This is a genomic window from Paucilactobacillus nenjiangensis, from assembly GCF_008632615.1.
Taxonomy (GTDB): Bacteria; Bacillota; Bacilli; order Lactobacillales; family Lactobacillaceae; genus Paucilactobacillus; species Paucilactobacillus nenjiangensis.
In genome coordinates this window covers 1537861-1551440 of sequence record NZ_CP043939.1, presented here as the reverse complement: position 1 = coordinate 1551440, position 13580 = coordinate 1537861, and the positions used below count along the sequence as shown (strand labels likewise).

Sequence of the window (13580 nt, the reverse complement as noted above, 5' to 3'; positions counted from 1 at the left end):
CTACTCTCAAAATGTATCAACTTGTACTTTGAAAACTAAATAATATCAAAATTTTTTATTTATTAATTGTTTTAACAATTAAACCGAGAACACCGCGTTATTTGAGTTTTTTTAAAGAGTTATCGCATATACTCAATTAATCTGTTGTCAGCCAGCACGCAAGTGCTGGAATCAACAAGGTTAAGTTATAAAGGGCGCATGGTGAATGCCTTGGTACTAGGAGCCGATGAAGGACGGGACTAACACCGATATGCTTCGGGAGTGGTAAGTACACTTTGATCCGGAGATTTCCGAATGGGGGAACCCAGCTGACTTAATCGTCAGTTATTGCTTAGTGAATTCATAGCTAAGTAAAGGTAGACGCAGTGAACTGAAACATCTCATTAGCTGCAGGAGTAGAAAGAAAAATCGATTCCCTGAGTAGCGGCGAGCGAAACGGGAAAAGCCCAAACCAGAGAGCTTGCTCTTTGGGGTTGTAGGACAGAACATTTGAGTTACAAAAGTATTACGTAGTTGAATCAGCTGGGAAGCTGAGCCAGAGCGGGTGATAGCCCCGTAAGCGAAACGTAATACCCTCAGCTCTGTATCCTGAGTACGGCGGAACACGTGAAATTCCGTCGGAATCCGGGAGGACCATCTCCCAAGGCTAAATACTACCTAGTGACCGATAGTGAACCAGTACCGTGAGGGAAAGGTGAAAAGCACCCCGGAAGGGGAGTGAAATAGTTCCTGAAACCATGTGCCTACAATCAGTTGGAGCCCGTTAATGGGTGACAGCGTGCCTTTTGTAGAATGAACCGGCGAGTTACGATTGCATGCAAGGTTAAGACAGAAAAGTCGGAGCCGTAGCGAAAGCGAGTCTGAAATGGGCGTATGAAGTATGTTGTTGTAGACCCGAAACCAGGTGACCTACCCATGTCCAGGTTGAAGGTGCGGTAAAACGCACTGGAGGACCGAACCCGTGTCAGTTGAAAATGGCTGGGATGAGGTGTGGGTAGCGGTGAAATTCCAAACGAACTTGGAGATAGCTGGTTCTCTCCGAAATAGCTTTAGGGCTAGCCTCGGACTTAGAATCATGGAGGTAGAGCACTGTTTGGACTAGGGGCCCGTCATGGGTTACTGAATTCAGATAAACTCCGAATGCCATTGATTTATGTCCGGGAGTCAGACGGTGAGTGATAAGATCCATCGTCGAAAGGGGAACAGCCCAGACCGTCAGTTAAGGTCCCGAAATATATACTAAGTGGAAAAGGATGTGGAGTTGCTTAGACAACTAGGATGTTGGCTCAGAAGCAGCCACCATTTAAAGAGTGCGTAATAGCTCACTAGTCGAGTGATCCTGCGCCGAAAATGTACCGGGGCTAAGTATATTACCGAAACTACGGATGCAACCATTAGGTTGCGTGATAGGAGAGCGTTCTAAGGGCAATGAAGTCAGACCGTGAGGACTGGTGGAGCGCTTAGAAGTGAGAATGCCGGTATGAGTAGCGAAAGACAGGTGAGAATCCTGTCCACCGAATGACTAAGGTTTCCTGGGGAAGGCTCGTCCTCCCAGGGTTAGTCGGGACCTAAGTCGAGGCCGAGAGGCGTAGACGATGGATAACAGGTTGATATTCCTGTACCAGTTAAATGCGTTTGAACGATGGAGGGACGCAGGAGGCTAAGCAAACCAGACTGTTGGATATGTCTGGCCAAGCAACAAGTCTTGGAGAGAGTGAAATGCTTTTTCCTTTAAGGACAAGTTGTGATGGGGAGCAAAATTTTAGTAGCGAAGTTGCCGATGTCACACTGCCGAGAAAAGCTTCTAGTGAGTATTTAACTGCCCGTACCGCAAACCGACACAGGTAGTCGAGGAGAGAATCCTAAGGTGTGCGAGTGAACTCTCGTTAAGGAACTCGGCAAAATGACCCCGTAACTTCGGGAGAAGGGGTGCTGTACGAAAGTACAGCCGCAGTGAATAGGCCCAGGCGACTGTTTATCAAAAACACAGGTTTCTGCAAAATCGTAAGATGAAGTATAGGGGCTGACGCCTGCCCGGTGCTGGAAGGTTAAAAGGATGGGTTAGCTTCGGCGAAGCTCAGAATTGAAGCCCCAGTAAACGGCGGCCGTAACTATAACGGTCCTAAGGTAGCGAAATTCCTTGTCGGGTAAGTTCCGACCCGCACGAAAGGCGTAACGATCTGGGCACTGTCTCAACGAGAGACTCGGTGAAATTGAAGTACCTGTGAAGATGCAGGTTACCCGCGACAGGACGGAAAGACCCCATGGAGCTTTACTGTAGCTTGATATTGAGTGTTTGTACAGCTTGTACAGGATAGGTAGGAGCCGTAGATACCGGAACGCTAGTTTCGGTGGAGGCGTTGGTGGGATACTACCCTCGCTGTATGACCACTCTAACCCGCATCACTAATCGTGATGGGAGACAGTGTCAGGTGGGCAGTTTGACTGGGGCGGTCGCCTCCTAAAAAGTAACGGAGGCGCCCAAAGGTTCCCTCAGAATGGTTGGAAATCATTCGCAGAGTGTAAAGGCACAAGGGAGCTTGACTGCGAGACAGACAGGTCGAGCAGGGACGAAAGTCGGGCTTAGTGATCCGGTGGTTCCGTATGGAAGGGCCATCGCTCAACGGATAAAAGCTACCCTGGGGATAACAGGCTTATCTCCCCAAGAGTCCACATCGACGGGGAGGTTTGGCACCTCGATGTCGGCTCATCGCATCCTGGGGCTGTAGTCGGTCCCAAGGGTTGGGCTGTTCGCCCATTAAAGCGGTACGCGAGCTGGGTTCAGAACGTCGTGAGACAGTTCGGTCCCTATCCGTCGCGGGCGCAGGAAATTTGAGAGGAGCTGTCCTTAGTACGAGAGGACCGGGATGGACATACCGCTGGTGTACCAGTTGTTCCGCCAGGAGCATCGCTGGGTAGCTACGTATGGATGAGATAAACGCTGAAAGCATCTAAGTGTGAAACTCGCCTCAAGATGAGATTTCCCATCTCCTTCGGGAGAGTAAGACCCCTCAAAGATGATGAGGTAGATAGGATGGAAGTGGAAGTGCAGTGATGCATGGAGCGGACCATTACTAATCGGTCGAGGACTTAACCACATAGTGGTGTCCGGTTTAAAAAATTCTTGATATTATTTAGTTTTGAGAGCGCAAGCTTTCAACATTCGTGAGGTCAATTTGTAACTGACCGTTTATCGAACACGAAATGTTAGTGTGGTAACGATGGCTAGAAGGATACACCTGTTCTCATGCCGAACACAGAAGTTAAGCTTCTAAACGCCGATAGTAGTTGGGGGATCGCTCCCTGCGAGGGTAGGAAGTTGCCATGCACTAATGGAGGATTAGCTCAGCTGGGAGAGCGTCTGCCTTACAAGCAGGATGTCACAGGTTCGAACCCTGTATCCTCCATTGAGCCGTTAGCTCAGTCGGTAGAGCATCTGACTTTTAATCAGAGGGTCGACAGTTCGAACCTGTCACGGCTCATTGTCGTTCGTCGAGCGACAGGCATTTGCTTGATGCCGACTTAGCTCAGTTGGCAGAGCACCTGTCTTGTAAACAGGGGGTCGGAGGTTCGAATCCTCTAGTCGGCATTTTGCGGAAGTAGTTCAGTGGTAGAACATCACCTTGCCATGGTGGGGGTCGCGGGTTCGAATCCCGTCTTCCGCTTTGCCAGTTCATCTCATGCCGGGGTGGCGGAATTGGCAGACGCACAGGACTTAAAATCCTGCGGTCAGTGATGACCGTACCGGTTCGATCCCGGTCCTCGGCATTTATTTTGCACCCATAGCGCAACTGGATAGAGTGTCTGACTACGAATCAGAAGGTTGTAGGTTCGACTCCTACTGGGTGCATTGTTCGGGAAGTAGCTCAGCTTGGTAGAGCACCTGGTTTGGGACCAGGGGGTCGCAGGTTCGAATCCTGTCTTCCCGATTGACAAACATTGGTTTGTTTTAGTATTTAGCAGTAATTCGCGGTGTAGCTCAGCTGGCTAGAGCGTCCGGTTCATACCCGGGAGGTCGAGGGTTCGATCCCCCCCGCCGCGATTGGCCGGACAGCTGTAGGGCTTTGGACCTTTAGCTCAGTTGGTTAGAGCAGACGGCTCATAACCGTCCGGTCGTAGGTTCGAGTCCTACAAGGTCCATCTGTTGATGGAATTTCAATAGTTTTTTATTTTGGAGGATTACCCAAGTCTGGCTGAAGGGAACGGTCTTGAAAACCGTCAGGTGGGTCAAACCACGCGAGAGTTCGAATCTCTCATCCTCCTTTTTTATTATCGCGGGATGGAGCAGTCTGGTAGCTCGTCGGGCTCATAACCCGAAGGTCGTAGGTTCAAATCCTGCTCCCGCAATTGGTCCGTTGGTCTAGCTGGTTAGGACGCCTGCCTGTCACGCAGGAGATCACGAGTTCGAGTCTCGTACGGACCGTAATATGGCTCGGTAGCTCAGTCGGTAGAGCAATGGATTGAAGCTCCATGTGTCGGCAGTTCGATTCTGTCCCGCGCCATTTATAATTGAATATTTTGTTATGCGGGTGTAGTTCAGTGGTAAAACCATAGCCTTCCAAGCTATTGTCGCGAGTTCGATTCTCGTCACCCGCTTTTGCATTATGGGCCTATAGCTCAGCTGGTTTAGAGCGCACGCCTGATAAGCGTGAGGTCGATGGTTCGAGTCCATTTAGGCCCATTGGAGAAGTACTCAAGTGGCTGAAGAGGCGCCCCTGCTAAGGGTGTAGGTCGCGCAAGCGGCGCGAGAGTTCGAATCTCTCCTTCTCCGTTTTTCAATTATATTATTATGACCCGTTGGTCAAGTGGTTAAGACACCGCCCTTTCACGGCGGTATCATGGGTCCGAATCCCATACGGGTCACTTTGACGAGTTACAACAGTATTATTATATTATCGCGGGATGGAGCAGTCTGGTAGCTCGTCGGGCTCATAACCCGAAGGTCGTAGGTTCAAATCCTGCTCCCGCAATTGGTCCGTTGGTCTAGCTGGTTAGGACGCCTGCCTGTCACGCAGGAGATCACGAGTTCGAGTCTCGTACGGACCGCTAATTAAAAAAGGAATTCCTTAATGGAATTCCTTTTTTTGCATCGGTACTAAATAATAGTTTTTTGAGTACGATGGATAAATCGGATTGGCTAATGTTGAATAAATAGATTGGTAGTCGTTGGTCTTTTGCCACTCATCAAAGTCACGTTGAGTTGCCCAAAGTGTCAGTAGAACGTATTCATCAGGGTTGTCAGCGTCAATTAATAATAATGCTCGCAAAAATGGATGTGGCTTTGCATTTAAAATGTGTAATTTGGTTAGAGAAGTAAAAATTTTAATTTGTTCAGTAGATAGTTTAAAAAAAGTGAAACGAAAAAATCCTCTAAACTCATTACTTCCGACTGAATCAACAATGTTGTAAGATTTACCATACTTAAAAATAGATGAGTCATTGGTAACGTCTAATAACTGGTACCGATCATCTTCATCGTCACTCGTACTTGATTTTAGCAATTTAAATTCGTATTCAGGATAAGAATTAATGTAGCTTTGCAAAAATTCCAGAGTGCCAAAGGTTACATTTAGTTTGTTAGTAATGGAAATCACTTCCTTTTTAGATTATTATGAGGTTAATAAGACACTAAGTCAAGAGTTAGTAAGGAGTTTATCAATGAAGATAACAGTGTTAGGTTATTATGGAGGTTATCCATTTAATGGAGATGGGACATCATCATACTTGGTTCAAAGCGATGATTTTAATTTATTATTAGATTGCGGTAGTGGTGCATTGATTGAATTAGAAAAGCACTTAGATCCGTTACAACTAGATGCAGTGGTGTTAACACACTATCATGCTGATCATATTGCCGATGTAGGTGTGTTACAACATTATTGGCAACTGGCCCCAGGAATAAAAAAAAGCCAATTTTGCCAATTTATGGGCATTCATTTGACCAACCTAATTTCGATAGATTAAATTGGCCGAATTCAACAGCTGCGCACAGTTATAATGTCAATCAAAATCTAACACTTGGACCGTTAGAGTTAAGCTTTTTCGAAGTTAAACATCCGGTCAGAACCTTTGCTGTCAGGATTATTGACAGACCATCTGGTAAAAATTTTGTGTTTACTGCAGATACGACCACAATTGAAGGACTCGCAAGTTTTGCGAAGCAAACTAATCTATTAATTACGGATACTAATTTTTTAGAGGTGCCAAGTGGACCTAAATGGCACTTAACGGCCGCGGAGTCTGGGCAACTAGCTAGTGATGCCAAAGTAGATTCTTTACTTTTATCTCATTTACCTCAGAATATTGAAAAAAGTAAATTAATTGACGCCGCAAAACAAAATATGGGGTCAATTAAAATAAGTGTTGCACAAAAAGGACTAGTTATAAACCTGTAGCACTAATGGTTAATGCCATGATTTTATAACTTTTATAAATATGTGTGTATTAGAATATCGTATAATTGTGCACAAACGTTTAAAATACTGAAAGGGATTTCTTAATATATTTATATTAATTTAGAGAACAAAAAAGATTACTTTGTTTCATAAGTCACTATATTTTATTTTTAAAAAAGTGTTTATTTTTTTAGAATGTTATTGTATAATATAGACATAGGAAAGACATAATCACATGGCAGCAAGTCATGACGGAGGGGGCAGATATTTATGGTTACACTTTACACATCTCCAAGTTGCACATCTTGTCGAAAAGCACGAGCATGGTTAGAAGAACATGATATTCCTTATCAAGAAAGAAATATTTTTTCGGAACCTTTAACAATGGATGAAATAAAGAATATCTTACGAATGACTGAAGACGGAACGGAAGAAATTATTTCGAAACGTTCTAAGGCATTCCAAAAGTTACATGTAAGTGTAGATGATCTGCCAATGAAAACTTTGTATTCGATGATTCAAAAGGATCCAGGTTTATTACGCCGTCCAATTATTATTGATGACAAACGTTTGCAGGTCGGCTATAACGAAGATGAAATTCGTCGTTTCTTACCTCGTGATGTACGCGCGATGGAACTTGCACAAGCCAGAGAACAAGCAAATTTAATCTAAACATTAAAGACCAATACGATATTTGGAGTATTAGGTCTTTTTATGACTCGATTTCTTTACTTTTCTGGTAAATCAGTTACAATATACATTGAATTACCAATAGCAGGTCGAAAGGGGCGCTGTCATGATGGAAATGGAACGAATTAACGAAAACACGATTAGGGTTCTAATTGGAAATGAAGATTTAACTGAACGTGGCATCACAGTGCTTGATTTGCTTGGAAGTCATCAACAAATTGAAAGCTTCTTTTATAGTATTCTTGAAGAGATTGATACTGAACATCAATTCCAGGATAATGATTCTGTTACTTTCCAAGTTCTACCAAATAGAAATGGATTGGAATTATTTATTAGCAAGAATGGTTTCGGAAGCGAAGATGGCGATGAAGACGGGGTAGAAATTGTGTCAGATAATGATGATGAAATTTCGGATTTCTTGAAGCGTCAATTACAACAAAAAGATAGTCACGCTGAAAATATACAAGATGGTAATGGTAACAGTAGTGATGATGAAGTCGAGGCAGCTATCAAAAATTCAGATGTCGAAAAGACTAGTATGGTTATTAAATTAAATTCATTTGAAGATATGGTACAAATTGCCAGAATTTTGAGAGTTGAAAATGCGGTTTCTAATCTTTACTTGTATGATAAGAGTTATTATCTTGAAGTCACGTTTTTCGCCGATCAGCATACGCCAGAAACTATTAAAGATGATTTGGCAATTGCATATGAATATGGGGTTAAAACTACAGTTACTTCAGATGTCTTGAATGAACATGGTAAGAAGATCATGGATCAGTCGGCTCTTGAATTGACCAGATTTTATTTTTCTAAGTAAATGACTAACCAATTACATTTTTTGATGTAATTGGTTTTTTGGGGGCTCTTTGTCAAATAGCGTGAAAAACAATAATCGCTGATGAAAAGCTCATGAATACAAGTGTAATATCAATCTCAATTGATGATTGGTATTGCACTTTTTTCATACTTTAAAAGTTAAAAACTGCTGTTTTAAAACAAACTTGTTATGCAACTGAATCCTAATTCTATAAAAGTAATTCATTGAATTGGCATAGCCGTAGGCAGTTCTACCAATTTGTTTGATTCTTCTATTTGTGCCCTCTAATCGGCCGTTAGAGGCATTATTTTCGAATGCTGCTTTAATTCCCTTGATATACTTTTTGGTAGCGTCAAGAATCTTGTGTAAATGAAATGCCTTCGTACATATAATATGTATCTAACTTAAATAAATGATGCTTCCAAGGTGTCCTGGAGTCCTTTGAACCCTCGGTGGATCCGCTTCAGAGACTTCTCGTTATAAACATTAAACTGAGAAACCAGGAAGCAATCCAGTGAATCTTCCGTTGGAAATTGTTCTTTGTGGTGGGTGGTGCGCTTGAGATGCTTATTAAAGTTCTCAATCAGGTTAGTGGAGTATAGTGATTGCCGGATAGCTGGTGGAAAGTCCATGAAAGTGAGTAAATTCGGCATTTTAAGCAGATCTTTGATTAATTTGGGATAGGTCTGATGCCAGTTGTTGGCGAACTCATTCAGTTTCAGTTCGGCTGCTTCACGGTTGGCGGCCCGATGAACTTGTTTAAAGTCACTGATCACGGCCTTGCGGTCTTTTACGCGAACTTTGTTCATCAGATTCCGCCCAACATGAACCAGGCAACGTTGTCGTTTGGCTTTAGGGAAATGCCGATTCAAGCCTTCATCCAAACCAACTAACCCATCGTCCACAAACAACAGCACATCTTTAACGCCCTGCTTGATCAAGGTTCCCAGCAGTTCAGTCCAGATTCCAGTCGATTCCGTTGGCGCCACTTGGTAGTTCAGCACTTCTTTCGTACCATCTGGACGAATGCCAATCGCAATATGAACGGCTTCTTTTTGAACGGTATCCCGCTTTAACGGCAAGTAAGTGGCATCTAAGAAGATGGCCGCATATTGTGAAGCCAGTCGACGTTGCTGGAAAGCTTGAACCTGTTCATTGACGGCTTTAGTCATGTTGGAAACCGTGGCTTTGGAGTAGTGAGCACCGTACATTTTCTCAATAAGTTCGGCAATTTCAGCAGTGGTAATTCCCTTGGTATACAACTGAATGACCGTTGTTTCTAAATTATCACTGTGCCGACCGTAGGCTGGCAAGGTATGATTTTCAAACCGGCCATTGCGATCTCGAGGAATGGTTAAGTTAAGTTGGCCGTACTTCGTATCAAACGAGCGCTCATAACTGCCGTTGCGGTTATTACCAGTGTTAATCCCAGCGTATGAGTAGCGTTCGTAACCCAAAAACTCTGCCAATTCGGTTTGAAGCAGCTGGTTAATCGCAATTTCGAGGTGGTGACGAAAAACTTCGTCCAAATCTTGCTTTTGGGCTAGTGCAGCGATAATTTCTGTGGTAAGTTCATTCATGGGGAATGCCTCCTGTGATGTTTTCTGTGATTACTAAATATCATAAGGGAAGGCATTCCCTATTTCTATACAATTCAGAAATCTTTTATGCATTTACACAAGATATTTTACGCTCTCTACTTTTTATATGTTTTAATTACAGTATCCATTTCAGTTTTGTTATTTTTATAATTATTAATTACTAGTTCTAATGGCGTGAAAGTATGATTAAATCGAGCGTCTAAAACACTTTGATAAACATCATACACTGTTTTAAAGTTCGGAAAGTCTTTAAAAACTAGTTGTAATGCATCTTGAGGATACATATATTCATTTACACCACGAAACCACTTCGTGTTTGAGGTATCGATGTTACGTTCGGCTTTTAAGAAAAATTTCCAGTTTGATTTTAATAATTTGTAAACGCGATTATGATTCTTGTCGCTGAGTTCCCGTTGTATTTTGATTCTTTCAGATTGAACAGCTTTCATAGCTAATTGAACAATATGAAATCGATCGACTACAATAATAGCGTTAGGAAATAGTTCACGTATGGGTGCTTGGTACCCAGCATTCATGTCCATAACAATAATTTCTACTTTTTGTCGGTTTTTTAATGAGAATTGTGATAAATATTGTCTAATTGATTTATTATCACGCTGAGGATAAATTTCAATAAATTCACTGGTATTTCCGTTAAGTATTTCAAATCCAAAATGACCTTTTCGATATTTCACTTCGTCCATACAAACTACGTTTGGTAATTGTTGTGTTGTATCAGTTACGTAGTCCTAAGCGGATGCAGAAATAATTACATGTACTTTAGATGTTGATAATCTAGTAATATGAGCAATTAATTTTTCACTAATATCTTGTTTTGCCAAGTCAAATATTTGTTCCCAAAGAGGCTTAGTTATCTTTGAATTTTCAATAAAATCAGGTGATATTGAAGTACATGTACCGTAGCAATTTAAACATTGAAATCTTTGCTTGGTTAAGGTTAATTCTTGTTTGAACCCATTTGTAGAGGGTAAGGATAGTCGGACTTCGTCGGTACCGTTATGATAGTAATTGCTTTCCATCGGAAAGCCACAGTATGGGCATCTTTCAGGGAACCTTGATAGTTCCCCGTATAGCATCAGCGTATCATCATGTTTATCTTGATGAACTGGATGATTAAATTCTCCATTCTCATCAATCAAGAATTTAATTGATTTATCTGTTAATCCTGCAGATCTTAGTATAGAATTATTTATGGACATTAGTTTTACCTACTTTCATTTTGGTTTGGCGATTAAAGTGTAACACTAGGTATAAACTAGTGTCTTTTTTTTCGGATTTTTAGAATGTACATAAAAAAGCGTAGAGGTTGTTAACCTTCCACTGAAGTGAACTCCCGAGATTGGACAACAATCTCGGGGGTTTTATTATGACTAAATTTAATTTAGAGTTACGAATTTCTATTGTGACACAATATTTAACGGGTATTAGTTCCATTCAATTGGCCAGAAAATACCATATTGCCAAAAATGAAACGATTCTCCTATGGGTTCATCGCTTTAATCGTTTTGGCATTGCAGGATTAAAACCGAGACCTATGAACTTGGAATACTCTAGTGAGTTCAAGATAGAAGTATTAAACTGGAAACAACAGCACCAAGCTTCGCTTTCAGAAACAGTACTACACTTCAATCTCTCTTCACCAAGTACTATCTGGCAATGGCAAAGAAAGTTTGATTTAAAGGGACTCAGTGGCCTAAATAGAGTGAGAGGAGATCCAAAGACTATGGCTAAGCATAAGCATAAAAAAGTAACCAAACCCACAACAGCACAAATTCAAGCACGCCACGATAAAGATGAGTTAAAGCAACTCAAGCAAGAAAATAAGATGTTAAGAATCGAGAATGAATTCCTAAAAAAACTCGATGCCTTAGATCACGAAAAATCAGCTCACGCGAAACCGTGACCTTAATTGATGATCTGAGGCGAGTCTTCAAAACGTCGATTAGTTTTATCCTCAAAGCCGTTAAGATACCACGTAGCACGTACTATTACACTAAGCACAGCCAGGGACGAAAATATGATGATGACCAGGTTATCCAAGCCATTGATGAAATTCGCCAAACAGATGCCAAGTATACTCAAAAATACGGTTACCGTCGCATAACGTTAGTTATGCATGAACAGGGATTTAAAGTTAATCACAAACGCGTCCTCCGAATTATGAAGGAACAAGGCTGGACATGTCAGGCCTTTAATAAGCAAACTCGTAAATATAACTCATACAAAGGAGTTGTTGGTAGAATCGCCAAAAACAAGTTACACCGGCGATTCAAGACAGATCGACCATATCAAAAACTTGTCGCCGACGTTAGTGAATTTCGATACGGTCAGATGAGTCAAAGTGAACGAATCTATTTAGAGCCCATCATGGATTTATTTTCGGGTGAAATTTTGGCATTTAACATTAGTGCACATCCAACTCTTGAGTTTGCGTTGAAGCCACTAAAAGAAGCATTAGATGGACTACCTGAGCTTCCTTATCGAACAACGGTACACACAGATCAAGGATTTCAGTACCAACATAAGCAGTGGCAAAAAACGCTTAAAACTCATCATACCTTTCAGAGTATGTCCCGTAAGGCGACTTGCTTAGATAACGCCGCCATGGAATCATTCTTTCATCTCATGAAAGCAGAGATGATGGATGAACACTTCGAAAATCCAGAGAGTCTCGCGCAAGCGATGACTGAATGGATTGAGTTTTATAATAACCGTAGAATCAGGACCAAGCTAAAAGGCAAGTCACCAGTACAATACCGAGAACTTGCCAATCAGTTAGTAGCTTAATTTAGTTGTCCAAACTTGTGGGTTCACTTCACACGCTAAAAAGTATAGAGCCTTTTTTTGTTGACTTTATCAATTTTGATGTTATTATTAAAAACAGATTAAAACTAAATGGCAAAGAAAAGAAGAGTAAAGTTATCTAACGAATACAGAGAGTTCCGGTTGGTGAAATGGAATGGTGTTAGCTTGACTTGAAGATGATCTTGGAGCCAGTGAGTCGGTGTCTTGATGCTGATGATCCGTTTGCACACGATAAAATGCGGAGTATAGTCACTATTTGATGTACTTTTGAGGCATGAGTTGTGAAACTCATGCAAACATGGGTGGTACCGCGAATACCTTCGTCCCTAAATGCTTTATTTGCATTTGGTGAACGAAGGTATTTTTTTTATTTTTAAATAACTCCAGGAGGTGATAATTATGACTGGATTACAAGCTATTAAACATAAGCAATTTAAGTTGAGCCAACCCAATCAAGATAGTACAGACACAATTAATTTATTGGTTTTGAATATCATGCCTAATAAATTGGAAACGGAAAGTCAGATTTTGAATTTGTGTTCCGGTTATTCCAAGTCAATTAATTTCACATTTTTATATCCAAAATCGCATCATTTTAAATCTGATGTACTTGATCATTTACAAGAAACCTATGTAACTATCGACGATATTAAAGATGAATACTATGATGGTTTGCTGGTAACGGGTGCGCCAGTAGAATGTATTGAATTTGAAGAAGTTGATTACTGGGAAGAATTTAAACAATTACTCGAATGGTCAAGGACACATGTAACACAGTCAATTTATTTTTGCTGGGCAAGCCAAGCTGCCTTATATGCGGATTACGGAATTCAAAAACATAATGTCGATGATAAAATTTCAGGTATTTTCCCGCATCACAGTCAGTTAATTGATCCTCTGCTTGATGGATTTGGTGACACTTTTTATTTGCCACATTCACGTCATACCACACTGGATGATGAAGATATCTTGCAACAAGATGATTTAACTGTCTTAACTACTTCTAAAATTACCGGCCCCCAAATTATAGTCACGAAAGATCACCGGAGTACCTTTATCACGGGGCATCCAGAATATAGTACTGAGACGTTATCCAATGAGTATTTTAGGGATGTCGATGCTGGCTTAGAACCACATGTTCCAGATAACTATTTTAAGCAAAACAATCCAACCAGTGATGTCAAAAATTATTGGCACGCAGATGGAGTTAAATTATTTGCTAATTGGTTAAACCAAATAAAATAACAA

General features: G+C 41.4%; 10 protein-coding genes, 19 tRNA genes, 2 rRNA genes, 1 pseudogene and 1 other annotated feature. Of the genes and pseudogenes, 27 read left to right on the top strand and 5 right to left on the bottom strand.

Translation table 11 applies throughout. The features are described 5' to 3' along the window. Positions 1–178 precede the first annotated feature (178 nt). The 21 genes from F0161_RS08005 (at position 179) to F0161_RS07905 (ending at position 5046) form a co-directional block, all read left to right on the top strand. Positions 179–3098, top strand: a 23S ribosomal RNA gene (locus tag F0161_RS08005). 113 nt (positions 3099–3211) lie between these two features. Further along, a 5S ribosomal RNA gene (gene rrf, locus F0161_RS08000) occupies positions 3212–3328 on the top strand. Between the two features lie 6 nt (positions 3329–3334). Then, positions 3335–3407 (top strand) — tRNA-Val (locus F0161_RS07995). 2 nt (positions 3408–3409) lie between these two features. Continuing rightward, positions 3410–3482: transfer RNA gene (locus F0161_RS07990), tRNA-Lys, on the top strand. 34 nt (positions 3483–3516) lie between these two features. After that, positions 3517–3589, top strand: a tRNA-Thr gene (locus tag F0161_RS07985). 4 nt (positions 3590–3593) lie between these two features. Next, a tRNA-Gly gene (locus F0161_RS07980) sits at positions 3594–3665 on the top strand. A gap of 17 nt (positions 3666–3682) precedes the next feature. Continuing rightward, positions 3683–3768, top strand: a tRNA-Leu gene (locus F0161_RS07975). 8 nt (positions 3769–3776) lie between these two features. Next, a tRNA-Arg gene (locus F0161_RS07970) sits at positions 3777–3850 on the top strand. A gap of 5 nt (positions 3851–3855) precedes the next feature. Continuing rightward, positions 3856–3929, top strand: a tRNA-Pro gene (locus F0161_RS07965). A gap of 39 nt (positions 3930–3968) precedes the next feature. Then, positions 3969–4042, top strand: a tRNA-Met gene (locus F0161_RS07960). A 24-nt stretch (positions 4043–4066) separates the two neighbouring features. After that, a tRNA-Ile gene (locus F0161_RS07955) sits at positions 4067–4140 on the top strand. Between the two features lie 33 nt (positions 4141–4173). Then, positions 4174–4263 (top strand) — tRNA-Ser (locus tag F0161_RS07950). A 10-nt stretch (positions 4264–4273) separates the two neighbouring features. Continuing rightward, positions 4274–4347, top strand: a tRNA-Met gene (locus tag F0161_RS07945). 2 nt (positions 4348–4349) lie between these two features. Further along, positions 4350–4423 (top strand) — tRNA-Asp (locus tag F0161_RS07940). A 6-nt stretch (positions 4424–4429) separates the two neighbouring features. Further along, a tRNA-Phe gene (locus F0161_RS07935) sits at positions 4430–4502 on the top strand. A gap of 23 nt (positions 4503–4525) precedes the next feature. After that, positions 4526–4596 (top strand) — tRNA-Gly (locus F0161_RS07930). A 10-nt stretch (positions 4597–4606) separates the two neighbouring features. Then, a tRNA-Ile gene (locus F0161_RS07925) sits at positions 4607–4681 on the top strand. A gap of 2 nt (positions 4682–4683) precedes the next feature. Continuing rightward, positions 4684–4771, top strand: a tRNA-Ser gene (locus F0161_RS07920). A gap of 20 nt (positions 4772–4791) precedes the next feature. Then, positions 4792–4863 (top strand) — tRNA-Glu (locus tag F0161_RS07915). Positions 4864–4896: 33 nt separating this feature from the next. Next, positions 4897–4970, top strand: a tRNA-Met gene (locus F0161_RS07910). A gap of 2 nt (positions 4971–4972) precedes the next feature. Next, positions 4973–5046: transfer RNA gene (locus F0161_RS07905), tRNA-Asp, on the top strand. Between the two features lie 20 nt (positions 5047–5066). Here F0161_RS07905 and F0161_RS07900 read toward each other — a convergent pair. Beyond that, entirely contained in the window at positions 5067–5501 is a 435-nt protein-coding gene (locus F0161_RS07900; RefSeq protein ID WP_150204258.1) for an antibiotic biosynthesis monooxygenase, read from the bottom strand. A gap of 157 nt (positions 5502–5658) precedes the next feature. Between F0161_RS07900 and F0161_RS07895 the strand changes: the two are divergent. From F0161_RS07895 to F0161_RS07885, 3 genes and pseudogenes are all read left to right on the top strand, one after another. Beyond that, positions 5659–6395 (top strand): annotated as a pseudogene (locus F0161_RS07895) (MBL fold metallo-hydrolase). A 270-nt stretch (positions 6396–6665) separates the two neighbouring features. After that, complete coding sequence (spxA, locus tag F0161_RS07890; protein WP_150204257.1) at positions 6666–7067, top strand: transcriptional regulator SpxA; 402 nt, start codon at positions 6666–6668, stop codon at positions 7065–7067. A 127-nt stretch (positions 7068–7194) separates the two neighbouring features. Then, complete coding sequence (locus F0161_RS07885; RefSeq protein ID WP_137602826.1) at positions 7195–7905, top strand: adaptor protein MecA; 711 nt, start codon at positions 7195–7197, stop codon at positions 7903–7905. A 144-nt stretch (positions 7906–8049) separates the two neighbouring features. Here F0161_RS07885 and F0161_RS07880 read toward each other — a convergent pair whose 3' ends face one another. From F0161_RS07880 to F0161_RS07860, 4 genes are all read right to left on the bottom strand, one after another. After that, positions 8050–8265: a transposase gene (locus F0161_RS07880; protein ID WP_404825414.1), complete on the bottom strand. Its 216-nt coding sequence runs from the start codon at positions 8263–8265 to the stop codon at positions 8050–8052. 44 nt (positions 8266–8309) lie between these two features. Then, entirely contained in the window at positions 8310–9485 is a 1176-nt protein-coding gene (locus F0161_RS07875; RefSeq protein WP_150204256.1) for an IS256 family transposase, read from the bottom strand. Between the two features lie 116 nt (positions 9486–9601). Continuing rightward, positions 9602–10210, bottom strand: coding sequence for a transposase (locus F0161_RS07865; RefSeq protein WP_150204254.1), 609 nt, complete (start codon positions 10208–10210; stop codon positions 9602–9604). A 45-nt stretch (positions 10211–10255) separates the two neighbouring features. Then, positions 10256–10726 carry a transposase family protein gene (locus tag F0161_RS07860; protein WP_150204253.1) on the bottom strand — a complete coding sequence of 157 codons (471 nt, stop codon included), beginning with the start codon at positions 10724–10726 and terminating at the stop codon, positions 10256–10258. Between the two features lie 167 nt (positions 10727–10893). Here F0161_RS07860 and F0161_RS07855 point away from each other — a divergent pair, with 167 nt between their 5' ends. The 3 genes from F0161_RS07855 (at position 10894) to F0161_RS07845 (ending at position 13577) form a co-directional block, all read left to right on the top strand. Then, entirely contained in the window at positions 10894–11430 is a 537-nt protein-coding gene (locus tag F0161_RS07855) for a helix-turn-helix domain-containing protein (protein WP_150204252.1), read from the top strand. Further along, positions 11427–12314 carry an IS3 family transposase gene (locus F0161_RS07850; RefSeq protein WP_012390893.1) on the top strand — a complete coding sequence of 296 codons (888 nt, stop codon included), beginning with the start codon at positions 11427–11429 and terminating at the stop codon, positions 12312–12314. The genes F0161_RS07855 and F0161_RS07850 overlap by 4 nt, the downstream gene beginning before the upstream one ends. Before the next feature lie 105 nt (positions 12315–12419). Continuing rightward, positions 12420–12663, top strand: a binding site (T-box leader). 68 nt (positions 12664–12731) lie between these two features. Continuing rightward, complete coding sequence (locus F0161_RS07845) at positions 12732–13577, top strand: homoserine O-succinyltransferase (RefSeq protein ID WP_150204251.1); 846 nt, start codon at positions 12732–12734, stop codon at positions 13575–13577. Positions 13578–13580 lie beyond the last annotated feature (3 nt).

What these genes read in the sequence shown, in the direction of transcription:
- spxA (WP_150204257.1), top strand. Translation starts at nt 6,666, where the DNA reads ATGGTTACACTTTACACATCTCCAAGTTGCACATCTTGTCGAAAAGCA.
- F0161_RS07885 (WP_137602826.1), top strand. Translation starts at nt 7,195, where the DNA reads ATGGAAATGGAACGAATTAACGAAAACACGATTAGGGTTCTAATTGGA.
- F0161_RS07875 (WP_150204256.1), bottom strand. Translation starts at nt 9,485, where the DNA reads ATGAATGAACTTACCACAGAAATTATCGCTGCACTAGCCCAAAAGCAA.
- F0161_RS07865 (WP_150204254.1), bottom strand. Translation starts at nt 10,210, where the DNA reads ATGGACGAAGTGAAATATCGAAAAGGTCATTTTGGATTTGAAATACTT.
- F0161_RS07860 (WP_150204253.1), bottom strand. Translation starts at nt 10,726, where the DNA reads ATGTCCATAAATAATTCTATACTAAGATCTGCAGGATTAACAGATAAA.
- F0161_RS07855 (WP_150204252.1), top strand. Translation starts at nt 10,894, where the DNA reads ATGACTAAATTTAATTTAGAGTTACGAATTTCTATTGTGACACAATAT.
- F0161_RS07845 (WP_150204251.1), top strand. Translation starts at nt 12,732, where the DNA reads ATGACTGGATTACAAGCTATTAAACATAAGCAATTTAAGTTGAGCCAA.